Here is a 19,535-nt window from a genome sequence, read left to right on the forward strand (position 1 = left end):
TCGCCGGCGGGTGCCGTGCCGTACTGCGCTCTGTCGTGTCGTGGAGTGCGGGGGAAGGGCTCGCCTCCCCGGTCCAGGAGCCGTCCCGTGTCCGCCGGGCCGCCGGACGGGCGTCACTGCGCGACGAGCTCCCGAACCGGCCGCTCGACGGGGGCGGGCCGTACCCGCGAGGTGCGCCACAGCCACAGGACGTCACGGCCGAACGACCACAGCAGCAGGCCCAGGGCCAGCGCCACCACCCCGACGTTGACCGGGTGCGGCAGCAGGTCCGCGCCCGCCACCAGCAGGAGCACGCCCTGCAGCGCGGCCACCGTCTTGCGGGCCGTGCTCGGCGGGAGGGCGGCGTTCAGCCACGGCCACACCCGGGCCGCGGCGACGAAGACGTACCGCATACCGCCGATCAGCAGCACCCAGGGGCCCATCGCCATCGACACGTACACGCTGAGCACCAGGATGAGGAACGCGTCGACCTCCATGTCGAAACGGGCGCCCAGCGCGGTCGACGTGCCGGTCCTGCGCGCCACCTTGCCGTCCACCCCGTCGAGGACGAGGGCCACGGCGGTCAGGCCGACGAGGAGGGAGACGGGCGGAGTGTCCTGGAAGGAGTCGGCGACCAGCGCGGTCACCCCGCCCACCAGGATCGCCCGGCCGAGCGTGACCCGGTTGGCCGGGCCGAACGAGCGCAGCCGGGACCGGTGCAGGGCCCGGGAGAGCACCGCCCAGGTGGCGATCGCGAACGCGAGGCCGGTCAGCCAGCCCGCCGGGCCCATGCCGACCGCCGTACCGAGAAGCGCCAGCAGCAGGACCTGTACGCCCGCCCCCACGGCGGTCTCCTGCTGTACGAGCCTCGCGTCGTAACTGTTGTTCAGGGCCACCGAACACCCTCCGGCCGTGTGACAGAGTCGATCAACGCCGCTGCCTTGTGCGCGGCCTGTGCACCCCTCGGTACGGGTGCAACTCACCGTTCGTTCAGGAGGAATTCGATGAACCGCACCGCTCGTGCGTTCTGGCTCGACTCGCCCGGGCGGGGCGAGATCCGCGAGATCGCCCTGCCCGCCCCCGGTGAGGACGAGGTGCTGGTGCGCTCGCTGTACTCCGGGGTGAGCCGCGGTACGGAGACCCTCGTCTTCCGCGGCGGGGTGCCCGAGAGCCAGTACACGGCGATGCGCGCGCCGTTCCAGGAGGGCGACTTCCCGGGGCCGGTGAAGTACGGCTACCTCAACGTGGGCGTGGTGGAGGAGGGGCCTGCGGCACTCGTCGGGCGCACGGTCTTCTGCCTCCACCCGCACCAGACCCGTTACGTCGTCCCGGCGAGCGCCGTGACACCCGTGCCCGACGACGTGCCCGCCGGCCGGGCCGTGCTGGCCGGCACCGTGGAGACCGCCGTCAACGCCCTGTGGGACGCGGCGCCGTTGATCGGCGACCGGATCGCCGTCGTCGGCGGCGGCATGGTCGGCAGCTCGGTGGCCGCGCTGCTGGCCCGTTTCCCCGGCGTACGCGTCCAGCTCGTCGACGCCGATCCCGCGCGCGCCAGGACCGCCGAGGCCCTCGGCGTCGGATTCGCGCTGCCCGGGGACGCCCTGGGCGACTGCGACCTGGTCGTGCACGCCAGCGCCACCGAGCAAGGGCTCACCCGGGCGCTCGAACTGCTCGGCGCCGAGGGCACGGTGATCGAACTGAGCTGGTACGGCGACCGGAAGGTGAGCCTCCCGCTGGGCGAGGCCTTCCACTCCCGGCGGCTCGCCATCCGCAGCAGCCAGGTCGGCACGGTCTCCCCGGCCCGCCCCGGCCGCAGTTACGCCGACCGGCTCGCCCTCGCCCTCGAGCTGCTGGCCGACCCCGCGCTCGACGCGCTGATCACCGGCGAGTCCGCGTTCGAGGAGCTGCCCGGCGTCATGCCCCGCCTCGCCTCCGGCGAGATCCCGGCCCTGTGTCACCTCGTCCGCTACGACCACGTCACGCCCTGATCGAAGGGCCACCGCCTGACCTGAGAAAAGACGGACCGGAGGCTGAACGCCGGACGGCGGACGGCCGTACTACACGGCATCCCCGGCGGCGATCGGCCGGGGGGCAGACGCGCCGCACCTGGAGGGTCGTCCGTTGTTCAGCATCACCGTCCGCGATCACATCATGATCGCCCACAGCTTCCATGGCGAGGTCTTCGGACCGGCCCAGCGCCTGCACGGGGCCACGTTCCTCGTGGACGCCACATTCCGGCGCGAACAGTTGGACGAGGACAACATCGTCGTCGACATCGGCCTCGCGACGCAGGAACTCGGGGCCGTCGTCGGCGAGCTGAACTACCGCAACCTCGACAACGAACCCGACTTCGCGGGGATCAACACCTCCACGGAGTTCCTGGCCAAGGTCATCGCCGACCGGCTCGCCGAGCGCATCCACAAGGGCGCGCTGGGCGAGGGCGCCAAGGGCATCGCGGGACTCACGATCACCCTGCACGAATCGCACATAGCCTGGGCGAGTTACGAGCGTGAGCTGTGAACGACGCCACCGCCACCGTGACCGACACGGCCACCCAGCGGGCCCGCCTGGACTACGTTCCCCAGCAGGCCTCCTTCCCGGGGAACGGAGGGATCATCCCCATGTCCCTGCGCTCCGTGCACTTCCTGATGCCGGGCGGCGTCGACGACCCGGCCGCACCGAGTGGTGGCAACGCCTACGACCGGCGCGTCTGTCTGGACCTGCCCGGCTTCGGCTGGGAGGTGCAGCGGCACGCCGTGGCCGGTGACTGGCCCCGCCCGGACGCCGCCGCCCGCACCGCGCTCGCCCGCACCCTGTGCGAACTGCCCGACGGCGCCGTCGTCCTGCTGGACGGACTGGTCGCCTGCGGGGTCCCCGAGATCATCGTCCCGGAGGCGGAACGGCTGCGGATGGCCGTCCTCGTCCACCTCCCGCTCGGCGACGAGACCGGGCTCGACCCGGCGGTCGCCGCCGACCTGGACGCCCGTGAGCGTACGGTGCTGCGCGCGGTGCCGGCCGTCATCGGCACCAGCGACTGGGCGGTACGCCGTCTCGTCTCCCACCACGGGCTCGCACCCGACCGGGTCCACGTAGCCGCTCCCGGCGCCGACATCGCGCCCCTCGCCTCCGGCACCGACGGCGTCTCCCGGCTGCTGTGCGTCGCCGCCCTCACCCCGCGCAAGGGCCAGCACCGGCTGGTCGAGGCGCTGGCGGCGGTGTCCGACCTGCCGTGGAGCTGCTCGCTGGTCGGCGGACTCGGCCATGACCCCGAGTACGTCGCTTATCTGCGGTCCCTGATCGGCGAGTACGGCCTCCAGGACCGGCTGGAGCTGGCGGGACCGAAATCCGGCGCCGAACTCGACGCCAGTTACGCCGCCGCCGACCTGATGGTCCTCACCTCGTACGCCGAGACGTACGGCATGGCGGTCACCGAGGCGCTGGCGCGTGGCATCCCGGTGCTGGCCACCGATGTCGGCGGTCTGCCCGAGGCGGTCGGCCGCGCCCCCGACGGCGGGGTGCCCGGCATCCTCGTGCCGCCGGAGAACCCCGCCGCCATCGCCGTCGAACTCCGCGGCTGGTTCGGCGAGGCGGACGTCCGCCGCCGGTTGAAGGCGGCCGCGCGCGGCCGGCGTGCCGCGCTCGGCGGCTGGGCGAGCACCGCACAGAGCCTGGCGGCGGTACTGCGCCGGCTTCCGACCGAACCCCGGAGGGCCGCATGACCAGCCCGTCAACGACGCAGACCCCGTCAACAACGCAGACGGCGCAGCCGACGGCACCGGCCGGACCGGCCGGACCGGCCGGCTCCGCCGCCCGGCAGTCCGTCATCCCCGGGGCCGGCCCCGCGCTCCGTCCCGGGGAGCGGGACACCCTCCGGCTGCGGGAGGCCGCCACCGCCGACACCGATGAACCCGCCCGGTACGCGCCCGAGTGGCTCCAACTGCGTGAGCCCGCAGACGCCTGCGCACGCGCCCACGACCTGCTCGACCCGCTGCGCATCCGGCTCGCCAACCTGCCGCAGCGGGCCGGCGGTTTCATCGTCCACGACATCGGCTGCGGCACCGGCTCCATGGGCCGCTGGCTCGCGCCCCGGCTGGACGGCGCCCAGCACTGGATCCTGCACGACCGGGACCCCTACCTCCTCCACTTCGCCGCCGTCGCCTCACCGCGGTCCGCCGCCGACGGCAGCCGCGTCAGCGTGGAGACCCGGCGCGGCGACGTCGCCCGGCTCACCCCGGAGGCCCTGGCGGGCGCCTCCCTGGTGACGGCGTCCGCACTGCTCGACGTCCTCACCCGCGAGGACGTCGACGCCCTCGCCGCCGCCTGCGCCGGAGCCGGCTGCCCGGCCCTGCTCACGCTCTCGGTGGCCGGACGCGTCGAACTGACCGCGCCGCACCCGCTGGACCAGGAGATCACCGAGGCGTTCAACGCCCACCAGCGCCGGGGCGGACTGCTCGGCCCGGACGCGGCCACCGTCGCCACGGAGGCCTTCGCCGAACACGGCGCGACCGTACGGCTCGACCCGAGCCCCTGGCAGCTCGGCCCCGAGCAGGCCGAACTGACCGCGCAGTGGCTGCGGGGCTGGGTCGGCGCGGCGGTCGAGGAGCGCCCCGAACTGGCCGAGCCCGCGGGCCGTTACCTGACCGAGCGCCTGGAGGCCTGCGCGGCGGGCGAGCTGCGGGTCGTCGTCCACCACAACGACCTGCTCGCCCTGTGCCGGCCGTCGGGTGCCGCCGCGTGAGTGCCCGGACGGGGGGAACACCGGTCCTGGACACCCCGGTACCGCGCCCCGGCAGCGCCCCGCGCGCTCTCCTCGCCCGGCTCAACACCCCCACCGTGCGCACCCGCCTCGGCAGCGCCGCCGGTGTCCTCATCCTCGCCGTGCTGCTGTGGCGCCTGGGCACCGGTGTCCTCCTCGACGGGCTGCGCCGGATCGACGGGCTCTCCGTGCTGGCGGCGCTCGGGATCGGGTTGGTGACCACGGTGTTCAGCGCCTGGCGCTGGGCCCTGGTGGCCCGGGGCCTGAGAATCCGGCTGCCGCTCGCTCCGGCCGTCGCCGACTACTACCGCGCCCTGTTCCTGAACGCGGCCCTGCCCGGTGGCGTCCTCGGCGACGTCCACCGCGCGGTGCGGCACGGGCAGAGCACCGGTGACCTGGGCCGCGGGGTGCGGTCCGTGGTGCTGGAGCGGACCGCGGGACAGCTGGCGCTGTTCGCCGCCGGGGCCGTGATGCTACTGACCATGCCGTCGCCGGTCCGGGACGACATGCGGCAGGCCGTCCCGTTCGTGGGCCTCGCCGCACTCGGGGCTTGTGCGGTCGTCCTCGCCCTGCGGATGAACCGGTCGGCGTCGTCACGCCGGGGCCGGGCGCCGCGGCCGGTACTCGCCGAGGCCCGCGAGGGACTGCTGTCCCGGCGCAACGGTCCGGGTGTGCTGCTCTCCTCCCTCGTCGTGCTCGCCGGCTATCTGGCGATGTTCGTCCTCGCCGCCCGCGTCGCCGGAGTCGGCGCGGCGGTGACCGAGCTGCTGCCGCTGGGCGTACTGGCGCTGCTCGCCATGGCGCTGCCGCTGAACGTCGGCGGCTGGGGCCCCCGGGAGGGCGTCGCCGCCTGGGCGTTCGGCGCCGCGGGACTGGGCGCGGGCCGGGGACTGGCCGTCGCCGTGGTCTACGGGGTGCTCAGCCTCGTGGCGAGCCTGCCCGGAGTGATCGTGCTCGTCGTCCGCTGGTACGCGGAACTGCGCGCCGGGCGGCGGACGGTGGCCACCGCCGCCCGGCGCGCCCGGGAGGACACGGCCTATGCGCCGTCGCTCACCGCGTCGGCCGAACCGGTGGCGCCCGCCGAACCGGCCGGGGGCGCAGCCTCCGTCGCGGTGCTGCCGGAGGTGAGCATCGAGAAATACGCGCCGAAGGAATCCACGAGGCTCGCCAGAAGCTCTTTGCCCTTTTCCGCGGAGCCCAGTGAAGGGCGTCCTATGACACCGGAATCGGTATAGGCGGTCATTCCCAGCGTGAGCAACTGGCGCCGGTCGTCAGCGATGTGATCGGAGGTCTCATAACCGGTACGGAGCAATTCGGGGTGAGTGTGCAGAAGGATGGAGGTCTCGATTTCTCCCGCGTGCATGTCGGTGAGCAGCGAGGTGACCACGCCGGCGTGCCGGCGCGCGGCCTCCCAGTCCTCCGGCGCCGGGAACAGCGACATGCGCTCGCCGCGGGCGGAGGATTCCTGAACGACGTTGCCGAGTACGTAGTTCCCGCCGTGTCCGTTGACCAGCACCAGGGTGTCCACGCCGGACCGGCGCAGCGAGTCGGCGATGTCCCGTACCACCGCGTGAAGGGTCACGGAGGAGATGGAGACGGTTCCCGGCCAGGCCGCGTGCTCGTGCGAGCACGAGATCGTCACCGGAGGGAGGAGATGCACCGGGTACGTGTCGGCGATCTCCCTCGCGACGGCGCACGCCACCAGGGTGTCGGTCACCAGCGGCAGGAACGGGCCGTGCTGCTCGAAACTCCCCACGGGAAGGACCGCGATCTGCCGTGAGACGCCGGCGCCCCGATTCCGTACATCCTCTGTAGTATCCGCCGGCAACAGACCGTGGACCGGGCCGTATGCCGCCGACCGCTTTTGTGAACCACTCATGCCCTCACGGCCTTTCGTCTCTGCTTAGGAACCCGAGAATCATGACAGAAAACATAGGCGTACTCGCCAAGAAGCCACCCCAGCGGACCGGCGTGGAACGTGTCGTGAATGCGCCGTTGCCCACCGTCTACGGAAAGTTCCAGGCGGTCGGCTACCTCGACCACGACCGCGGTGACGAACAAGTCGCCCTGGTCCACGGAGACATCGGCACGGACCGGGTCCTCACCCGGCTGCACTCGGAGTGCCTGACCGGCGACGCGTTCGGCTCCCAGCACTGCGAGTGCGGCGACCAGCTCGCCGCCGCACTGCGCGCGGTGGCCGCCGAAGGGGCGGGCGTCGTCCTCTACTTGAGAGGACACGAGGGCCGCGGCATCGGCCTGCTGGCGAAGCTGCGCGCGATGGCCCTGCAGGCGGAGGGGCTGGACACCGTCGAGGCGAACCTCGCCCTCGGCCTGCCGGTGGACGCCCGCGACTACGGTGTCGCCGCCGGCATGCTCCAGGACCTGGGCGTACGGTCGGTGCGGCTGATGTCCAACAACCCCCGCAAACACGAGGCGCTGGTGCGGCACGGAATCCAGGTCGCAGAGCAGGTGCCGCTGTTGATACCGCCGTGCGAGAGCAACATCACCTACCTGCGCACCAAGCGGGAGCGCCTCGACCACGACCTGCCCCACCTGGACGCGGTGGCGCACTGGTCCTGACGGCCCGACGGCCCCGGCACCCCGGCGGCGAACCGGCGTCCGGTCGGCCGGCGTTCAGCCGGTCACGGCCTCGTGCACCAGCCGCCTGAGGTCCGGGAACACCGAGTGGGAGGACCGGGGCCGCACCTGTGTGTAGAACTGCACGGTCAGGTCGCGGCCCGGGTCGACCCAGAACGCGGTGGTGGCGACCCCGGTCCAGCCGTAGGTGCCGAGGCCGGACGGAGCCCGCGTACGGGACGGGTCGACGACCACGGAGACACCGAGGCCGAAGCCGATGCCCTCGTTGCCGGGCTCGTCGTGGGCCGGACGGCTGCCGAAGGCGCGCAGATCGGCGCCGCCGGGAAGGTGGTTGCGGGTCATCAGGTCCACCGTCTCCGGGGTGAGCAGCCGGACACCGTCCAGTTCGCCCCGACGGCGCAGCAGTTCCATGAAACGGTGCATGTCGTGGGCGGAGGCCGCCATCCCCCCGCTGCCGGACAGGAACCGGGGACGCCCCCGCAGCGGCAGCCCGGCGATGGGCTCGATGCCGCCGGCGTCCGTCTCCCCGTACAACTCCGCGAGCCGCCCCGCCTGTTCGTCACCGATCTGGAAACCGGCGTCCGTCATCCCCAGCGGGCCGAAGATCCGCTCGGCGAAGAAGGTGTCGAGCGGCTGCCCGGACACCACCTCGATGATCCGCCCCAGCACGTTGGAGGCGACCGAGTAGTTCCACTGCGTGCCCGGATCGAACTGCAGCGGCAGACCGGCGTACACGTCGACCGTCCCGGCGAGGTCCGCGCCCGGGGCCACCGACGAGTCCAGTCCGGCCTCGCGGTACAGCGCGTCCACCGGATGGGCGTGGTAGAAGGCGAACGTCAGCCCGGCGGTGTGGGTCATCAGATGCCGTACGAGCAGGGGGCCGGCCGCGGGACGCGTCCGCATCCCGTCGCCGGAACCGCTCTCGTACACCCGGGGTTCGGCGAACGCCGGCAGGTGACGGCCGACCGGATCGTCCAGCGACAGCCGGCCCTCCTCCATGAGGAGCAGCGCGGCGACGGCGGTCACCGGCTTGGTCATGGAGTAGATCCGCCACAGTGTGTCGCTCCGCACCGGCAGCCCGGCCGCGACGTCCCGCCGCCCGTACGCCGTCAGATGTGCGACCCGCCCGCCCCGCGCGACGGCGACGAGGAAGCCGGGCAGCCGCCCCTCGTCGACCTCGTGCGCGAAGTGCCGGTCCAGCCGGTCCAGCGCCTTCGCGTCCAGACCGGCCTCCGCCGGGTCGACCTCTTGCCGCAGCAGTTCCATCGCGCACTCCTTCGACCATGCTCCCGAGCTGAGTCCGGCATACCCCGCCCGAAGCACGTCAGACCTCGTCGGGCCGGGTGAACACACCGGCGAACCCGGGCGGACGGCGAGGGCGCCGGGAACGACGGGCCCGGTACGGGCGTTGCACGGGTTATGACACAGGACACACTGCCCGCGCTGCTCGCACTGATCGGTGATCACAACGGTGGCGTGCTCGTCACGCTGAAACAGGACGGCCGGCCCCAGCTGTCGAACGTCAACCACGCCTACTACCCCGAGGAGCGGTTGATCCGTGTCTCGATCACGGACGACCGGGCCAAGACCCGCAACCTGCGGCGGGACCCCCGGGCGTCCTACCACGTGACCACCCCCGACCGGTGGGCGTACACGGTCGCCGAGGGCACCGCCGAACTGTCCCCCGTCGCCGCCGACCCGCACGACGAGACGGTGCGGGAACTGATCCGGCTCTACCGCGACGTCAACGGCGAACACCCCGACTGGGACGACTACCGCGCCGCCATGGTCCGCGACCGCCGCCTCGTGCTGCGACTGCGGGTGGAGCGGGCGTACGGGATTCCCCGGCGCGGCGAGTCGTAGGACCCCGGGCCGTGTCGTAGGACCCGGGGCCTCCGCCGGACGGCCGATGGTTCGGTGATCGTGGGGTGTCTACGCTGCGGAACGGATCGGCGCCGGTTCCGGCGCCGAGGAGCGCACCCCAGGGGAGAGGGCAGCATGTCCGTCGACGGCCGCAGTCACATCCGTATCGCCCGCCCGTCCCGGGACCTCGCCGCGGCCGAGCGGTTCTGGTGCGGCGGGCTCGGACTGAGCGTGGTGTGGCGGACCGAGGGCGGTGCCCCGCCCGGCGGGCACGACCTGCTGATGCTGGGGTGGCCGGACGCCGACTGGCACCTCGAACTCGTGCATGAACCCGGTCGGCCCGTCGAGCCCCGGCCCACCGAGGAGGACCTGCTGGTGATCTACCTCGACGGCCCGGTCCCGGACGACCTGGTCGGCCGGCTCGAGCAGCACGGCGGCACGGCGGTCCCGTCCCCCAATCCGTACTGGAACGAGTGGGGGGTCACCCTCGAGGACCCCGACGGTTACCGGCTGGTGCTGTGCCGACGCGGGTGGTCCAACCGATAGGCGGGGCGGGCGGGGCCGCGACGACGCGAGACCCCCGGGGCCGGGCACCGGCTCCGGGGGTCGAAACGAGCGGGGTCAGGCCGTCACTTTCTCCGGCCGGGTCACGCCGTCGTCGGTCGCGCGTTCGCCGAGCAGTTCGGTCGGGACGCGGTGGGTCTCCCGTGCGGAGAGCGCCGCGATCACCGGCGGGACGCACAGGGCGGCCGTGAAGAGCGCCACCGCCGTCCAGTCGTCCCCGTCCGGGCCCGCGATCTGCGCGGCGAAGGTGACCGCGAAGCCGGCCACGGCGAAGCCGATCTGGGTGCCGATCGCCACGCCCGAGAGCCGCACCCGGGTCGGGAACATCTCGCCGTAGAAGGACGGCCACACACCGTTCGCGGCGCTGTAGACGACACCGAAGGCGATGATGCCCAGCAGCATCGTCAGGGCGAAGTTGCCGGTGGAGACGACCCACAGGTACAGGAACATCGTCACCGCGCTGCCGACGGCGCCGACCAGGAAGACCGGGCGGCGGCCGATCCGGTCGGAGAGCACGGCCCACAGGGGGATCGCGGCGAGCGCGGCGACGTTCGCCAGCGCGGCCACCCACAGCATCGACGTGCGGGACATGCCGACCGCGTCACTGGTCGCGTACGCCAGCGCCCACACCGTGAAGATCGTGCTGACCGAGGCGATCAGCGCGCCCGCGACCACCCGCAGGACGTCCGCCCAGTGCTCGCGCAGCAGCACGGCCAGGGGCAGCTTCACGACCCCCTCGGTGGCGGTCTGCTGCTCGAAGGCCGGGGTCTCGTCCAGCTTGCGGCGGATGACGTACCCGACCACGGCGACCGCGACGCTCATCCAGAACGGCACCCGCCAGCCCCAGGAGAGCAGCTGCTCCTCGGGCATCGCGGCCACCGGGATGAAGACCAGCGTGGCCAGCAGTTGGCCGCCCTGCGTACCGCTCAGGGTGAAGCTGGTGAAGAAGCCCCGCCGGTGGGGCGGAGCGTGTTCCAGGGTCATCGAGTTCGCGCTGGCCTGTTCGCCGGCCGCCGAGACGCCCTGCAGGATGCGGCACAGCACCAGCAGGGCCGGCGCGAGGGTGCCGACCTGGTCACGGGTGGGCAGACAGCCGATGAGGAACGTCGACACGCCCATCAGCATCAGCGTGAAGACCATGATCTTCTTACGGCCGACCCGGTCCCCGTAGTGGCCGAGGAACAGCGCGCCGAGGGGCCGTGCCGCGTACGCGACACCGAACGTCGCCAGCGACAGCAGGGTCGCGGTGGCCGGGTCGGAGTCGTCGAAGAACACCTCCGGGAAGATCAGCGCCGCCGCGCTGCCGTAGATGAAGAAGTCGTAGTACTCCAGGGCGCTGCCGATCCAGGCGGCGGTCGCCGCCTTCTTCGGCTGTCCGGGCGGGGAGGCGTCGCGGGGCGGTGCGGGGACGGACACGGCGGGCTCCTTCGAGGGGACTCCACGACGGTACGCGGAGGATGAGCTGAGGGGAGAAGCCGGTGCGCTAATTAACCCACTGGATAGTTAGTCGCGGCTGGATAGGGATGCTGCGCCCGACGGCCCCCGGTGTCAAGGGGTGGCGTCGTACGGAGTCGGCCCGGGGTCCGCCGGATCGAAGGGGCGAGGCTCTCCCGCCGGTCAGTCCGTGGCCCGCTCCGCCGTCAGGTACGCGATCACCATGTCGCCCAGCATCGCCCGGTAGTGCTCGCGCCGGTCCGGGGCGACCAGGTCGCGGCCGAACAGCGCGCCGAAGGTGTGCCGGTTGGACACCCGGAAGAAGCAGAACGAGCTGATCATCGCGTGCAGGTCGACGGCGTCCACATCGGCCGTGAAAAGGCCCGACTCCTGCCCCGCGGCCAGGATCCGGCGGATCACGTCGAGCGCCGGCGAGCCCATCCGGCCGAGCTCCTCGGAGGCCGTGATGTGCTCCGCGCCGTGGATGTTCTCGATGCTCACCAGGCGGATGAAGTCCGGGTGCCGCTCATGGTGGTCGAAGGTCACCTCCGCCAGCCGCCGGATGGCCGCCACCGGGTCCAGGTGGTCGACGTCCAACTGCTGCTCGGCCTCGCGGATCACGCCGTACGCGCGCTCCAGCACGGCCGTGAACAGCCGTTCCTTGCCGCCGAAGTAGTAGTAGATCATCCGCTTGGTGGTGCTGGTGCGGGCGGCGATCTCGTCGACGCGGGCCCCGTCGTAGCCGACCCGCGCGAACTCCCGCGTCGCCACGTCGAGGATCTCGGCCCTGGTGCGGGCGGCGTCACGGATGCGCTCGCCGGGCCGTGCCGGTTCTTCGGCGCTGGTCATGGGGGTTCCTTCGGGCGAGGGGGTGCAGTGCCGGTGATTGTAGAAGGGGGCCGTCATCGGCCCGCCGGGGCTTCCGTGCCGCCCCGGCCGGCTGATATAGCTAACGTACTGGTTCGTACATTAGTGAGTGGTCTCTGGAGGCCCCGGTGCTCAAGGACTCGTATCTCGTCGGGCTGATCGGCTCCGGCATCGGCCCGTCGCTCAGCCCCGCGCTGCACGAGCGGGAGGCCGACCGGCAGGGCCTGCGCTGTCTGTACCGGCTCCTCGACCTCGACACGATCGGCGTGCCGCCCGAGGCGGTGGGCGAGCTGCTGCGCGCCGCGCGGCTGCTCGGATTCGACGGGCTCAACATCACCCATCCGTGCAAACGGCTCGTCGTCGAGCACCTCGACGCACTCGATCCGCAGGCCGAGGCGCTCGGCGCGGTCAACACCGTCGTCTTCGAGGGCGGCCGGGCCGTCGGCCACAACACGGACGTCACCGGCTTCGCCGCCTCCTTCGCCCGCGGCCTGCCCGACGTGCCGCTGGAGCGGGTGGTGCAGCTCGGCGCGGGCGGCGCCGGTGCCGCCGTCGCGCACGCCGTGCTCACCCTCGGCGCCGGACGGGTCACCGTGGCCGACGCCCTGCCCGAGCGGGCCGACGAACTCGCCGACTCCCTGAACCGGACCTTCGGAGCGGACCGCGCCGCCGCCGCACCCCTGGACCGGCTGCCGGAGCTCCTGGCCGCCGCCGACGGCAGCGGCGGTCTGGTGCACGCGACCCCCACCGGCATGGCGGCCCACCCGGGACTGCCGCTGCCCGCGGAGCTGCTGCACCCCGGGCTGTGGGTCGCCGAGGTCGTCTACCGTCCCCTGGAGACCGAGCTCCTGCGCACCGCCCGCGCGGCGGGCTGCGCCACCCTCGACGGCGGCGGCATGGCCGCCTTCCAGGCCGCGGACGCGTTCCGCCTGTTCACCGGGCGGGAACCCGACCGGGCCCGCATGCTCGCGGACCTCACCGAACTCACCGGCCCCGTCGCAGCCCCCCAATAGCCCCCAGAGCCTCCAGAACCCCAGAGCACGGAACTTCACGGAAGCAGAGGTACCGACGTGCGTACGTCCATCGCCACCGTCTCCCTCAGCGGCACCCTCACCGAGAAACTCACGGCCGCCGCCCGCGCGGGCTTCGACGGCGTGGAGATCTTCGAGAACGACCTGCTCGCCAGCCCGCTCACACCACGGGAGATCCGCGCCCGCTGCCTCGACCTCGGGCTCGGCATCGACCTCTACCAGCCGCTGCGGGACATCGAGGCCGTGCCCGCCGAGGCGTTCGCCCGCAACCTGCGCCGCGCCCGGCACAAGTTCGAGCTGATGGGCGAACTCGGCGCCGACACCGTGCTGGTCTGCTCCAGCGTCGACCCCGAGGCGATCGACGACGACGCCCTCGCCGCCGCTCAGCTGCGCGAACTCGCCGATCTGGCGCAGGACTCCGGCATCCGGGTCGCGTACGAGGCGCTGGCCTGGGGGCGGCACGTCAGCACGTACGACCATGCCTGGCGCATCGTCGAGGCGGCCGGGCACCCGGCGCTCGGCACCTGCCTGGACAGTTTCCACATCCTCTCGAGGGGCTCCGACCCCAAGGGCATCGAGGACATCCCCGGCGAGAAGATCTTCTTCCTCCAGCTGGCCGACGCCCCGCTGCCCGCGATGGACGTCCTCCAGTGGAGCCGCCACCACCGCTGCTTCCCCGGACAGGGCGGCTTCGACGTCGCGGGACTCGTCCGGCACGTCCTGCGCACCGGCTACGACGGGCCGCTGTCCCTGGAGGTGTTCAACGACGTGTTCCGGCAGGCCGAGGCCGCCCCGACCGCCGTGGACGCCCGGCGCTCCCTGCTCGTCCTGCAGGAGGAGGTGGGGGTGGCGCAGCCGCCCGCCCCCGTCGTCCCCACCGGCGTCGCCTTCGCCGAACTCGTCACCGCCGACGCCGAACCCCTCACCGGACTGCTGGGCGCCCTCGGCTTCACCCGCACCGCCCGGCACCGGAGCAAACCCGTCGACCTCTGGCAGCAGGGCGAGGCCCGCATCCTCGTCAACACCGGTACGGCCGTACGCCGCGACGGCACCCGACTCGCCGCCGTCGGCCTGGAGTCGCCCGACCCCGCCGGTGCCGCCGCCCGCGCCGAGGCCCTGCTGGCGCCCGTACTGCCGCGCCGCCGCGCCCCCGAGGACGCCCCGCTGGACGCCGTCGCCGCCCCCGACGGCACGGAACTGTTCTTCTGCGACGCCCGACTCGCCGGCTGGCGGGCCGACTTCGAGGACGTCGGGGAGCCTGTGACCGGGTCTGCCGCGGCTGCCACGGCGGACGCGGCCGTCACGTCGAGGATCTGGCGCGTCGACCACCTCGCGCTCACCCAGCCCTGGCACCACTTCGACGAGGCGGCCCTCTTCCACCGCGGCGTGCTCGGGCTGCGGGCCGAGGACAGCGTCGACGTCGCCGATCCCTACGGGCTGCGGCGCAGCCGTGCGGTCAGCAACGCCGACGGCACCGTCCGGATCGCCCTCACCGTCCAAGCCGCGCCCGGCGACGACACCGTGCACGCCCAGCACATCGCGTTCGCCACCGACGACGTGGTCGCCGCGGCCCGCCGACTGTGCGACGCGGGCGTCCCGTTGCTGCCGATCCCGGCGAACTACTACGACGACCTCGCCGCCCGCCACGAGTTCGCCGACGGCGAGCTGGAGACCTACCGCGAACTGGGCATCCTCTACGACCGCGACGAGCACGGGAGCCTGCGGCACTGCTACACCCGCACCGTCGGCCGGGTGTTCTTCGAACTCCTCCAGCGCGACGGCGGCCACCGCGGCTACGGCGCCCGCAACGCACCGGTACGACTGGCCGCCCAGCACGCCGTCCGGACGTCGACCGCCCTCACGTCCCAGCTTTAGAGCCCCGAACGAAATGGGCGCCCGGCTCGCGGCGTCCGGCACGCGCTCCCCCAAGCTCTCGGCTTCGCTCGAGCAGGGGGGACCCCCATGACGCCGCGAGCTGATCGGACGCCCATTTCGTTCGGGGCTCTTAGGGCGGGGCGTCGGCGGCACGACCTCAGGGCCGGGTGTTCCACTCCGCGAGCACCGGGCTGCCGTGTTCCAGCGACAGTCGGTTCAGCGTCCCCGTCTCCAGCCGGAACAGCCGCCCGTCCGCGGGCGGCAGGCCCAGCCGCCGTGCGGTCAGCACCCGCAGCAGGTGGCCGTGCGCCACGAGCATCACATCACCCGTGTCGAGCGCCCCGGTCACCCGGGACAGCACCCGGTCGGCCCGCTCGCCGACCTGCGCGGCGGACTCGCCGGGAAACTCCGGACCGGGCGGCACCCCGTCGGCCCACAGATCCCAGCCGGGCCGGGCGCGTCGGATGTCCGCGGTGGTGACGCCCTCGTAGCCGCCGTAGTCCCACTCCCGCAGGTCCGGCTCCGGCACCGCCCCCGCCAGCCCCGCGAGTTCGGCGGTGCGCCGGGCGCGGAGCAGCGGACTGGTGAGCACGAGCGCGAAGGCGCGGCCCGCGAGCAGCGGGGCCAGGGACCTGGCCTGGTCCTCGCCGCCCGGGGTCAGGGGCAGATCGGTGCCACCGGTGTGCCGTCCCGCCCTGCTCCACTCCGTCTCACCGTGCCGGGCCAGCAGGAGATCTCCCACGGCCGCTACGCCCAGTCCTCCTGCTCCTCCTGCTCCTCCTGCTGCTTCTGGTCCCGTTCCTGATCCGGGCCGTTCCGGTCCGCGGACTCGACCGCGTGGCCGCCGAACTGGTTGCGCAGCGCCGCGACCATCTTCATCTGCGGCGAGTCCTCCTGCCGGGAGGCGAACCGCGCGAACAGGGAGGCGGTGATCGCGGGGAGCGGCACCGCGTTGGCGACGGCGGCCTCCACGGTCCAGCGGCCCTCGCCCGAGTCCTCGGCGTAGCCGCGCAGCTTCTCCAGGTGGGCGTCCTCGTCGAGGGCGTTGACCGCCAGGTCGAGCAGCCAGGAGCGGATGACCGTGCCCTGCTGCCAGGAGCGGAACACCTCGCGGACGTTGTCCACCGAGTGGACCTTCTCCAGCAGCTCCCAGCCCTCGGCGTAGGCCTGCATCATGGCGTACTCGATGCCGTTGTGGACCATCTTCGCGAAGTGACCGGCGCCGACCCTGCCCGCGTGGACGTAGCCGTACGGGCCCTCCGGCTTGAGCGCGTCGAAGATCGGCTTCAGCCGCTCCACGTGCTCCTCGTCGCCGCCGACCATGAGGGCGTAGCCGTGCTCCAGCCCCCACACACCGCCCGAGACACCCGCGTCGACGAAGCCGATGCCCCGGGCACCCAGCTCCTTGGCGTGCTTCTCGTCGTCCGTCCACCGGGAGTTGCCGCCGTCGACGACGGTGTCACCGGGCTTGAGCAGGCTTCCCAGCTGATCGATGACGCGCTGGGTGACCGCGCCGGCCGGGACCATCACCCAGACGACGCGCGGGCCCTCGAGCCGGTCGACGAGGTCGGACAGGTGGCCGACGTCGGAGCGGTCGGGGTTCGTGTCGTAGCCGACGACGGTGTGTCCGGCGGCACGGATGCGCTCACGCATGTTGCCGCCCATCTTGCCGAGACCAACAAGGCCGATCTGCATGTCAGTTCACTTCCTGGGTTCGGGTAGGGCGGCCCACCGGGGGCGCCGGGTCGGTGCGGGGGAGGGGGCGTCAGGCACGGGCGGGGACCTCCTCGGTGGCCTCGCCGCGCAGGGCGACGGCGTACATCTCGTCCGCGTCGAGACGCCTGAGCTCCTCCGCGATCAGCTCGGGGAGGGGGCGTACCTTCAGCGCGAGCCGCCGCGACGGCTGCCCCGGCAGCGACAGCGTGGCCATCGGGCCATCTGGGCGGTCGATGACGATCTCGCCGTCCGCCGTGCCCAGGCGTACGCCGGTGACCACCGGGCCGGCCGTCTCCATCCGCTCGACCGGCACGTTCAGCCGGGCCTCCAGCCAGCGCGCCAGCAGCTCCGCGCTCGGATTGTCGGCCTCGCTCTCCACGGCCGCCGACGTCACCGTCAGCCGGGCCTGGTCCAGGGCGGCGGCCAGCATGGACCGCCACGGCGTCAGCCTGGTCCAGGCCAGGTCGGTGTCGCCGGGCGCGTAGCAACGCCTCCGGGCGGCCAGCACCTCCAGGGGGTCCTCGACCGCGTACAGGTCGGTGATCCTGCGCTGGGCCAGCGCGCCCAGCGGGTCCCTCGACGGGTGCTCGGGCCCGTCCGTCGGCCACCAGACCACCACCGGGGCGTCCGGCAGCAGCAGCGGCAGCACCACGGAGTCGGCGTGGTCGGACACCTCGCCGTAGGTCCGCAGGACCACGGTCTCGCCGGTGCCGGCCTCCGAACCGACCCGCACCTCGGCGTCGAGGCGCGGGTGGGTGCGGTCGCGCAGGCTGCGGGCGTGGCGCTTGATGACGACGAGCATGCGCGAGGGGTGCTCGTGCGAGGCCTCCTCGGCGGCCTTGATCGAGTCGTAGGCGTTCTCCTCGTCCGTGACGATCACCATCGTCAGGACCATGCCCACGGCGGGGGTGCCGCTGGTGCGACGGCCCCGCACCAGCGCCTTGTTGACATCGCTTGCCGTGGTGTCGGTGAGGTCGATCTTCATGGCCTGCGCCAGCTCCGTCCGTCTCGTGCGAGCATCTCGTCGGCTTCCGCGGGTCCCCAGCTGCCCGAGGCGTACCGCGCGGGTGTGCCGTGGGATGCCCAGTGCTCCTCGACCGGGTCGAGGATCCTCCACGACTCTTCCACTTCCTGATGGCGGGGGAACAGGTTGGCGTCCCCCAGCAGGACATCCAGGATGAGCCGTTCGTACGCCTCCGGGCTGGACTCGGTGAACGACTCGCCGTAGGCGAAGTCCATGGTCACGTCGCGGATCTCCATGGACGTGCCCGGCACCTTGGAGCCGAACCGCACCGTCATGCCCTCGTTCGGCTGCACCCGGATGACGATCGCGTTCTGCCCGAGTTCCTCGGTGGCCGTCGTGTCGAACGGCGAGTGCGGTGCCCGCTGCAGCACGATCGCGATCTCGGTGACCCGGCGGCCCAGCCGCTTTCCGGTGCGCAGGTAGAAGGGGACACCCGCCCAGCGGCGGTTGTCGACCCCCAGTTTGATCGCGGCGTAGGTGTCGGTGGTGGAGCCCGCGTCGATGCCCTCCTCCTCCGCGTAGCCGCACACCCGTCGGCCGCCCTGCCAGCCCGCCGCGTACTGCCCGCGCACGGTGTGCCGGCCCAGGTCCTTCGGCAGCCGCACGGCCCGGAACACCTTCAGCTTCTCGGCGAGCAGCGACGCCGCGTCGAAGGAGGCCGGCTCCTCCATGGCGGTGAGCGCCATCAGCTGGAGCAGGTGGTTCTGGATGACGTCACGGGCGGCGCCGATGCCGTCGTAGTAGCCGGCCCGGCCGCCGATGCCGATGTCCTCGGCCATGGTGATCTGCACGTGGTCCACGAAGGACCGGTTCCAGATCGGCCCGAACAGTTGATTGGCGAAGCGGAGCGCCAGGATGTTCTGGACGGTCTCCTTGCCCAGGTAGTGGTCGATCCGGAAGACCTGGTCCGGGGCGAACACCTCGTGGACGATCGCGTTGAGCTCCTTGGCCGACTTCAGGTCGTGGCCGAAGGGCTTCTCGATCACCGCGCGCCGCCAGGAACCCTCGGGCGCGTCGGCCAGCCCGTGATTCCTCAGTTGCCGGACCACCTTCGAGAAGAACTTCGGCGGTACCGAGAGATAGAACGCGTAGTTGCCGCTGGTACCTCGAGCGCTGTCCAACTCGGCTACGGCCGATCGCAGTTGCTCGAACGCGGTGTCGTCGTCGAAGTCGCCCGGCACGAACCGCATGCCCTCGGCGAGCTGCTGCCAGACCTCCTCGCGGAACGGAGTGCGGGCGTGCTCCTTGACCGCGTCGTGCACCACCTGCGCGAAGTCCTGGTCCGCCCAGTCCCGGCGGGCGAACCCGACCAGGGAGAAGCCCGGCGGCAGCAGACCCCGGCTGGCGAGGTCGTACACGGCCGGCATCAGCTTCCTGCGGGAGAGGTCGCCGGTCACTCCGAAGATGACGAGTCCGGAGGGGCCGGCGATCCGGGGGAGCCGGCGGTCGCGGGGGTCGCGCAAGGGGTTGGACCAGCAGGCTCCGGTCTCGTTCTCGCCTTTGCCTCCGCCTCCGCCTTCGGCCTCGTCCGTCTCCTCGGTCATTCCACGTCAGCTCCCTTGGTGTCGAGGGCCTTCCCCTCTACAGGGTGTCCCGGGAAGCGGGAACCTTCACCTCCGAGAAATCCCGGCGGGGCCCGTTCCCGTGGTTTTCGCTTGCTCGCCCTTGAGAAGCCTTCGATCCGAAGGGGTGATTGCGGCTTTGCCTTCAACGGTAAAAGTATGACGTTACAAGCGGAAGGACGCCTCGAGGTGCTGTCTCCGGTGGTCGCCCGCCGACGACATCGCCGACACCTGCCGGACGGCCCGCGGTGAACTCCGCACCACCC

The 19,535-nt window shown here is 72.5% G+C and carries 17 protein-coding genes and 2 pseudogenes; 10 read left to right on the forward strand and 9 right to left on the reverse strand.

Annotated elements, in window-relative coordinates; translation table 11 throughout:
• Nucleotides 1-113: 113 nt before the first annotated feature.
• Nucleotides 114-875 carry a CDP-alcohol phosphatidyltransferase family protein gene (locus AB0I73_RS28410; protein ID WP_363041993.1) on the reverse strand — a complete coding sequence of 254 codons (762 nt, stop codon included), beginning with the start codon at nt 873-875 and terminating at the stop codon, nt 114-116.
• A 108-nt stretch (nt 876-983) separates the two neighbouring features.
• On the opposite strand from AB0I73_RS28410, the gene AB0I73_RS28415 reads away from it, so the two are divergent.
• From AB0I73_RS28415 to AB0I73_RS28435, 5 genes and pseudogenes are all read left to right on the forward strand, one after another.
• Complete coding sequence (locus AB0I73_RS28415) at nt 984-1,967, forward strand: zinc-binding alcohol dehydrogenase (RefSeq protein WP_363041995.1); 984 nt, start codon at nt 984-986, stop codon at nt 1,965-1,967.
• A gap of 133 nt (nt 1,968-2,100) precedes the next feature.
• Nucleotides 2,101-2,499: a 6-carboxytetrahydropterin synthase gene (locus AB0I73_RS28420; protein ID WP_363041997.1), complete on the forward strand. Its 399-nt coding sequence runs from the start codon at nt 2,101-2,103 to the stop codon at nt 2,497-2,499.
• 17 nt (nt 2,500-2,516) lie between these two features.
• Nucleotides 2,517-3,698: a glycosyltransferase family 4 protein gene (locus AB0I73_RS28425; protein ID WP_363042024.1), complete on the forward strand. Its 1,182-nt coding sequence runs from the start codon at nt 2,517-2,519 to the stop codon at nt 3,696-3,698.
• Complete coding sequence (locus AB0I73_RS28430) at nt 3,695-4,717, forward strand: class I SAM-dependent methyltransferase (protein ID WP_363041999.1); 1,023 nt, start codon at nt 3,695-3,697, stop codon at nt 4,715-4,717. The genes AB0I73_RS28425 and AB0I73_RS28430 overlap by 4 nt, the downstream gene beginning before the upstream one ends.
• 140 nt (nt 4,718-4,857) lie before the next feature.
• Nucleotides 4,858-5,619: pseudogene (locus AB0I73_RS28435) on the forward strand (lysylphosphatidylglycerol synthase transmembrane domain-containing protein); the annotation flags it as partial.
• A 152-nt stretch (nt 5,620-5,771) separates the two neighbouring features.
• Here the strand turns inward: AB0I73_RS28435 and AB0I73_RS28440 are convergent.
• Nucleotides 5,772-6,614, reverse strand: coding sequence for a creatininase family protein (locus AB0I73_RS28440; RefSeq protein WP_363042001.1), 843 nt, complete (start codon nt 6,612-6,614; stop codon nt 5,772-5,774).
• Nucleotides 6,615-6,655: 41 nt separating this feature from the next.
• Between AB0I73_RS28440 and ribA the strand changes: the two genes are divergently transcribed.
• The gene (ribA, locus tag AB0I73_RS28445; RefSeq protein WP_363042003.1) at nt 6,656-7,315 is read left to right on the forward strand and encodes a GTP cyclohydrolase II; all 660 of its coding nucleotides are present in this window, start codon (nt 6,656-6,658) and stop codon (nt 7,313-7,315) included.
• 54 nt (nt 7,316-7,369) lie between these two features.
• Here ribA and AB0I73_RS28450 read toward each other — a convergent pair whose 3' ends face one another.
• The gene (locus AB0I73_RS28450) at nt 7,370-8,599 is read right to left on the reverse strand and encodes a serine hydrolase domain-containing protein (RefSeq protein WP_363042005.1); all 1,230 of its coding nucleotides are present in this window, start codon (nt 8,597-8,599) and stop codon (nt 7,370-7,372) included.
• 153 nt (nt 8,600-8,752) lie between these two features.
• On the opposite strand from AB0I73_RS28450, the gene AB0I73_RS28455 reads away from it, so the two are divergent.
• Nucleotides 8,753-9,196 (forward strand): PPOX class F420-dependent oxidoreductase, encoded by a 444-nt coding sequence (locus AB0I73_RS28455; protein WP_363042007.1) that lies wholly within the window; start codon nt 8,753-8,755, stop codon nt 9,194-9,196.
• A 135-nt stretch (nt 9,197-9,331) separates the two neighbouring features.
• The gene (locus AB0I73_RS28460) at nt 9,332-9,742 is read left to right on the forward strand and encodes a VOC family protein (RefSeq protein WP_363042009.1); all 411 of its coding nucleotides are present in this window, start codon (nt 9,332-9,334) and stop codon (nt 9,740-9,742) included.
• Between the two features lie 75 nt (nt 9,743-9,817).
• Here AB0I73_RS28460 and AB0I73_RS28465 read toward each other — a convergent pair whose 3' ends face one another.
• Nucleotides 9,818-11,176, reverse strand: a complete 1,359-nt coding sequence (locus AB0I73_RS28465; protein ID WP_363042011.1) for an MFS transporter — start codon at nt 11,174-11,176, stop codon at nt 9,818-9,820.
• 201 nt (nt 11,177-11,377) lie between these two features.
• A complete protein-coding gene (locus AB0I73_RS28470) occupies nt 11,378-12,043 on the reverse strand; it encodes a TetR/AcrR family transcriptional regulator (protein ID WP_363042013.1) in 666 nt (221 codons plus the stop codon).
• A 146-nt stretch (nt 12,044-12,189) separates the two neighbouring features.
• Here AB0I73_RS28470 and AB0I73_RS28475 point away from each other — a divergent pair, with 146 nt between their 5' ends.
• Together AB0I73_RS28475 and AB0I73_RS28480 are read left to right on the forward strand one after the other, a co-directional pair.
• Nucleotides 12,190-13,074, forward strand: a complete 885-nt coding sequence (locus tag AB0I73_RS28475) for a shikimate dehydrogenase (protein ID WP_202279407.1) — start codon at nt 12,190-12,192, stop codon at nt 13,072-13,074.
• Between the two features lie 57 nt (nt 13,075-13,131).
• The gene (locus AB0I73_RS28480; protein WP_363042016.1) at nt 13,132-14,967 is read left to right on the forward strand and encodes a TIM barrel protein; all 1,836 of its coding nucleotides are present in this window, start codon (nt 13,132-13,134) and stop codon (nt 14,965-14,967) included.
• Nucleotides 14,968-15,124: 157 nt separating this feature from the next.
• On the opposite strand, the gene AB0I73_RS28485 is transcribed toward AB0I73_RS28480, so the two are convergent.
• From AB0I73_RS28485 to zwf, 4 genes and pseudogenes are all read right to left on the reverse strand, one after another.
• Nucleotides 15,125-15,709, reverse strand: coding sequence for a histidine phosphatase family protein (locus tag AB0I73_RS28485; protein WP_363042018.1), 585 nt, complete (start codon nt 15,707-15,709; stop codon nt 15,125-15,127).
• An 83-nt stretch (nt 15,710-15,792) separates the two neighbouring features.
• Nucleotides 15,793-16,662, reverse strand: a pseudogene (gnd, locus tag AB0I73_RS28490) (phosphogluconate dehydrogenase (NAD(+)-dependent, decarboxylating)); the annotation flags it as partial.
• Nucleotides 16,663-16,732: 70 nt separating this feature from the next.
• A complete protein-coding gene (opcA, locus tag AB0I73_RS28495; RefSeq protein WP_363042020.1) occupies nt 16,733-17,668 on the reverse strand; it encodes a glucose-6-phosphate dehydrogenase assembly protein OpcA in 936 nt (311 codons plus the stop codon).
• The gene (gene zwf, locus AB0I73_RS28500; RefSeq protein ID WP_363042022.1) at nt 17,665-19,251 is read right to left on the reverse strand and encodes a glucose-6-phosphate dehydrogenase; all 1,587 of its coding nucleotides are present in this window, start codon (nt 19,249-19,251) and stop codon (nt 17,665-17,667) included. Before zwf ends, opcA begins: the two co-directional genes overlap by 4 nt.
• Nucleotides 19,252-19,535: the final 284 nt, after the last annotated feature.

It is taken from the genome of Streptomyces sp. NPDC050388 (assembly GCF_040655635.1).
GTDB lineage: Bacteria > Actinomycetota > Actinomycetes > Streptomycetales > Streptomycetaceae > Streptomyces.